This window comes from Amycolatopsis sp. NPDC021455, assembly GCF_040640995.1.
GTDB lineage: Bacteria > Actinomycetota > Actinomycetes > Mycobacteriales > Pseudonocardiaceae > Amycolatopsis.
The window spans coordinates 1-1579 of record NZ_JBFACT010000160.1; the positions used below are offsets into that span (position 1 = coordinate 1).

Annotated in this window: 1 protein-coding gene; it reads left to right on the forward strand. The window is 66.5% G+C overall.

The window, feature by feature from the left end; all coding sequences use genetic code 11:
- Positions 1 to 229: 229 nt before the first annotated feature.
- On the forward strand, positions 230 to 1498 hold the full coding sequence (locus AB0G28_RS49305; RefSeq protein ID WP_361106654.1) for an IS110 family transposase: 1269 nt from the start codon (positions 230 to 232) through the stop codon (positions 1496 to 1498).
- Positions 1499 to 1579: the final 81 nt, after the last annotated feature.

A 1579-nucleotide genomic window follows, 5' to 3' on the forward strand; every position in this document is an offset into this window, starting at 1 on the left:
TCGCGTGATCAGCTGGGTGTGCCTCTGGTGGGGCGCTCGTTCGGGGTTGAAAATGGGGGTTGGTCGCTCGCTGACGTCGTAGCTCTGTGGTCGTTGGAGGCCGTTGATCAGCGGGACGCCGGGGACCACGCTTTGGGCTCTTCAGTGTTGCTTCGAGCACGCGGATCAGATTCCGGTCCTTGCCTGGTGGTTCCTGCGGGCGACCGCAGGGCACCGACGAGGAGCAGAGATGCTGACCGAATCTGAGGACACCGAGGAGATCATCGCGCAGGTCGCGGCGCTGGACATCGGCAAGGCCGAGCTGGTGTGTTGCGTGCGGGTTCCCGACGAACGCCGGCCGGGCCGGCGGCTGCAGGAGGTCACCACCCATCCAACGATGACCCGGGCGGTACTGCTGCTGGCCGACCGGCTGCGTCAGCTGCGGGTGGGCAGGGTGGTCATGGAGGCCACGTCGGACTACTGGAAACCGGTCTTCTACCTGCTGGAAGCCCACGGTTTCGACACCTGGCTGGTCAATGCCCGCGATGTCAAGCACCTGCCCGGCCGTCCCAAGACCGACACCCTGGATGCGGTGTGGTTGTGCAAGATCGCGGAGCGGCAGATGATCCGGCCCAGCCTGGTCCCACCTCCGCCGATCCGCCGGTTGCGGGATCTGACCCGCTACCGCATCGACCTGGTCAACGCCCGCGGCGCGGAGAAAAACCGGGTGGAGAAGCTGCTCGAGGACGCCTGCATCAAACTGTCGGTCGTGGCCTCGGACATCTTCGGGGTCTCCGGGCGCGACATGATGGCCGCCCTGATCGCCGGCGAACGGGACCCGAAAGTCCTCGCGCAGCTGGCACGGACCCGGATGCGCACCAAGATCACCTTGTTGGAAGAGGCGTTCACCGGGCACTTCACCGACCATCATGCGTTCCTGCTGACCCGGATGCTGGGACGCATCGACGCGATCAACACCGACATCGCCGCGGTCGAAGACCGGATCGGTGAGCAGATCATCCCTTTCGCGGACGCGGTCGACCGGCTGGCTGAGATCCCCGGCATCGGCCCCACCACCGCAGCCGTGATCATCGCCGAGACCGGGATGGACATGACCCACTTCCCGACCGCCGGGCATCTGGTGTCCTGGGCCCGGTTCGCGCCCACCGTCAAGGAATCAGCCGGCCGCAAGAAAGGCACCGGCAGCACCGGACACGGCAACCCCTACCTCGCACGAGCCCTCGGCGAGGCCGCCGTCGCCGCCGGCAAAACCAACACCTTCCTCGGAGAACGCTACCGCCGCATCGCCAAGCGACGCGGCAAGAAACGCGCCATCGTCGCCGTTGGCCGCTCCATCCTCGTCATCGCCTGGCACCTGCTCACCGAACCCGGCACCCGCTTCCACGACCTCGGACCAGACTTCCACACCACCCACACCCACCCCGAGCACCGCAAACGCAACCACATCCGCCAGCTCGAAGCACTCGGCTACAAAGTCACCCTCGAACCCGCCGCCTGAACACCACCCACCCTCGAAACCGGCTCCGCTCCGCTCCGCCGGATGCTGACGCACGCCCCCAAAGTCCCATTTTCGGATCAG

Excerpts from the sequence above, each read along its gene's own strand:
- AB0G28_RS49305 (WP_361106654.1), top strand. The coding sequence starts at position 230 with ATGCTGACCGAATCTGAGGACACCGAGGAGATCATCGCGCAGGTCGCG.